The following is a 2,902-nucleotide window of genomic DNA, read 5'->3' as shown; positions in this document are numbered from 1 at the left end:
CTGGGCAGCGGCAAGTCCCACAGCAGGTAGAGCGATTCCAGGTCGGTGACGCCCTCGGGGATCTCGCGGGTGCGGCCGGCGACGGCCGTGCGCAACGCCTCGACGCGGGCGGTCAGCACCGACACGGCCAGATCGGGCAGGTCGGGCCGCGACAGCGTGCGGGGCAGCGACGCGGTCAGGGCGTTGAGTTGCGCTTTCTGCTCCGGGTGGAGGGCGACGTAGACGTTTTGCCGGGCCACCTGGCGGCGCGGCCGGCCGCGGCGGGGCTTGTCGCGCAGCAGGTCCTTCAGGGTGCTGACCTTCTGCTCGTCGGCCTTGTCTTTCGGCCGCTCTTTGGGCTTGTCGGCTTTCATAAGTCTCGTTACGAGCGAATAAGAGGCTCACGCAAAGACGCAAAGAAGCAAAGAACGCCAAAAGTGTTCTTTCTTTGCGTCCTTTGGTTCTTTGCGCTCTTTGCGCGAGCCTCTTCCCCCTCATCCATTATTCGTCACTCCGCCTGGCGGTAGCCGCTGTGGGTCTCCAGGAACTTGGTCACGTACGCTTCGTCGATCTGCGCGCCGCCGTGGATGAGGAGTTCCAGGCAGAGGTGGAGGCACAGCAGGCAGATGGAGCGCGGGTAGCCGCGGGTCTCGCGCCAGATGGGCAGGATGCTATCGGGCAGGAAGAGGGGCGGCATGCGACCGTCGCGGCCGGCGGCCAGCAGACGATACTCGATGAGCGCGGCCGTGTCGTCAGGGGCCAATGGGTCGAGCGAGGAACGGGTGGCGACGCGGTCGTTGAAGTCCCGCGACTGGCGCAGGTTGATGTCCAGTTCGGGCCGGCCAAGCAGGATGACCTGGTACGCCTTGTTGCCGCGCGGGTCGCGGAAGTTGAGCAGGCGGCGCAGCTCCTTGAATTGCTCCGGTTCCAGCTCGTGGGCCTCGTCGATGATAACCAGGGGCAGCACGCCGCGGGCGGTGGTATCGGTCAGGAAGTCGCGCAACTCGTTCAACTGGTCTTCGGTGGCGCGGCGGGTGCGGACGCCAAACTCGGCGGCGATGCGGCGCAGCAGCAGCAGGCCGCTCTTCTTGGGCGGCTCGTCCACGCGCGCGGCGACGAAGTCGGGGCGGCGGTCGTAGCGGCTGTGGAACCAGGAGGCCAGGGTCGTCTTGCCCGTGCCCACCTCGCCGACGACGACGGAAGCCCCCTGCCCCGTCTCGACCATGTAGCTGACTTTGGCCAGAGCGCGGCGCGTTTCGGTGGACAGATACATGAAGCGCGGGTCGGCCTCGATGGTGAACGGGGCGACGACGACGCCCAGCCGCTCCCAGTCGGGTTTGTAGCGGCTCAGATCGGTATCTAACAGGTTCTCAACCATACCCTCTCCCGAAGAAGGAATCATCCGCAGATTACGCAGATTTCGCAGATTTTAACCCCTTCCCGGATCGCTCACCGATGGAACGCTTTACACACTCTCTTGTGGGACAGGGCGCTTACATAGAAGTATATCGCAAGGGAATCGGTTTGTACAGGGCTTGGCGCGCCGAATTGGGGGCTATTCACAAGTACAAGAGCGAATTAGCCAATCTATAGCATATAGATCATCTTGACACGCCATCAATCGGCTATTATACTGTGAATTGTCGGCTATTATATCATGAATCGCTCACCAAGTGAGCAGGGGATGACTATAGCCGGGCAAGAAGTAAGGGCGATTGCCAAAGACCGCCATCTGAGGCAGCGCCGGGCGCACTGTTTGGCGACAGGATGTGCCCTATGAACAATAGTCGGCCCGCACAGACCTGACAGGTCTTCTGAGACCTGTCAGGTCTGAGAGCGTACCGGCAACAAAAAAGTGGCCCCGCGCGGTCAACGCGGGGCCACCAGTATAAGCGACAGGCCTCCTTCCTGCTCGTCGGCGCCGCCAACGCCGTGAGCCGAAGCTCGAAGCAGCGCCCCTTTAGTGGGGAGGGGGATTTTGTGTCCCCAAAGGAAGCCTACTCTATCCAGGTATGAGCATACCATATTGGGCGTGGTGTGTCAACGATAGGGGCCAGGTTCCAGGGGCTAGGGGCCAGGGAAGAACGTTTCTTCTCAAGCCTCAGTCCCTGGCCCCTGGTCCCTAACCTCTAGCACCTAGCCTTGCTCCTCCCTGGGCCGAGGCAATCGACGCATTGATGACGCAGGCAGCGCCTGCGGATGGCCGTGCTTTGCCTGATCGCGGCGCGATCAGCCCGGCTGTCCAGGCGGCCCAGGAACGGTTGTGGGAGATTCGTCGCCAGCTAGGTGTGGGGGCGAGTGGCGCGCGGCCGGAGAGGGGAGAGCAGGGGAGCGGGGGGGCGGGGGGGCAGGGGAGCAGGGGGGCGCGGAGTCGGCAGCCTCAGATGCGGGCGGGCGACAGGTGCAACCCACCTCAGAAGGTGGATTGCACCGAGGCGGCAGGTGGCCGTGGGGCCGCACCGCAACTGGCCGATCTGCTGGCGGCGTTTGGGAATGGCTCGACGCTGGGCTTCCATTCGGAGACGCTGACCGACCACCTGCGGGAGGTGGCGCGGCGACAACGGACGAACGGCGAACGACAAGCGACGAGCGACCAGCCGCAGCCATCTGCCATTCGCCACTCGTCCGCATCTGAGGATGCGGACTCTGCCTTCCCCTGCTCCCCCGCCATCCTGCCCCCCTGCCCCCCCGCCCCCCCGCTCCCCTGCGCTTCCGTCAAAATCTACCCCGACATCGCCCTCGGCATGCTGCGTGAAAAGAAGACGGCCGCCGGGCGGCTGTGGCTGCTGCTGCGCCACGCCGACGCGGCCGGACGGGGCTGGCTGGAGGAACGCGAGGCGGCCGACCTGCTGACGGGCGACGGCTCGCCGCTGCGCCTGTGCGGCCGGCGGCAGCTGGCGAACCTGCTGGACGCGGGCGAGGG

2 protein-coding genes and 1 pseudogene are annotated in these 2,902 nt (G+C 65.0%); 1 reads left to right on the top strand and 2 read right to left on the bottom strand.

Features of this window, described 5'->3' with window-relative positions; genetic code table 11:
- A partial coding sequence (locus ACE3UY_RS21205) for a hypothetical protein (protein WP_374689470.1) occupies positions 1 to 353 on the bottom strand: 353 nt, incomplete at its 3' end.
- A gap of 134 nt (positions 354 to 487) precedes the next feature.
- Positions 488 to 1,357 carry an ExeA family protein gene (locus ACE3UY_RS21200; RefSeq protein ID WP_374689469.1) on the bottom strand — a complete coding sequence of 290 codons (870 nt, stop codon included), beginning with the start codon at positions 1,355 to 1,357 and terminating at the stop codon, positions 488 to 490.
- A gap of 832 nt (positions 1,358 to 2,189) precedes the next feature.
- On the opposite strand from ACE3UY_RS21200, the pseudogene ACE3UY_RS21195 reads away from it, so the two are divergent.
- Positions 2,190 to 2,902 (top strand): annotated as a pseudogene (locus ACE3UY_RS21195) (hypothetical protein); the annotation flags it as partial.

Source organism: Promineifilum sp. (SeqCode) (genome assembly GCF_041918635.1).
Lineage (GTDB): Bacteria > Chloroflexota > Anaerolineae > Promineifilales > Promineifilaceae > Promineifilum.
The sequence above is the reverse complement of the archived record's forward strand: the minus strand, read 5'-3'. Positions and strand labels throughout refer to the sequence as shown.